This is a genomic window from Saccharothrix sp. ST-888, assembly GCF_000955975.1.
Classification (GTDB): domain Bacteria; phylum Actinomycetota; class Actinomycetes; order Streptomycetales; family Streptomycetaceae; genus Kitasatospora.
The window spans coordinates 1-302 of sequence record NZ_JYJF01000984.1 but is presented as its reverse complement, the minus strand read 5'-3'; the positions used below and the strand labels follow the sequence as shown (position 1 = coordinate 302).

At 71.2% G+C, this 302-nt stretch carries 1 pseudogene; it reads right to left on the bottom strand.

Features of this window, described 5'->3' with window-relative positions:
* Nucleotides 1–302, bottom strand: a pseudogene (locus UK12_RS35270) (UDP-glucose 6-dehydrogenase); the annotation flags it as partial.

The following is a 302-nucleotide window of genomic DNA, read 5'->3' as shown; positions in this document are numbered from 1 at the left end:
ATGAAGGCGCGGATGTCCTTGGGCAGGCAGCCGCCGCCGAAGCCGAGCCCGGCACCGAGGAACTTGGCGCCGATCCGGTCGTCGTGGGCGAGCGCCTGGATGAGCCGGACCACGTCTTCGCCCGCGCTCTCGCACACCTCGGCCATCGCGCTGATGAAGGAGATCTTGGTGGCGCGGAAGGAGTTGGCGGCGACCTTGCCCAGCTCGGCCGTCCGGCAGTCGATCACCTCGAACGGGACGCCCTCGGCGATCGGCGTCGCGTACCCCCCGTGCAGCAGCTGCTCGGCCCGCCCGCTGCCAAC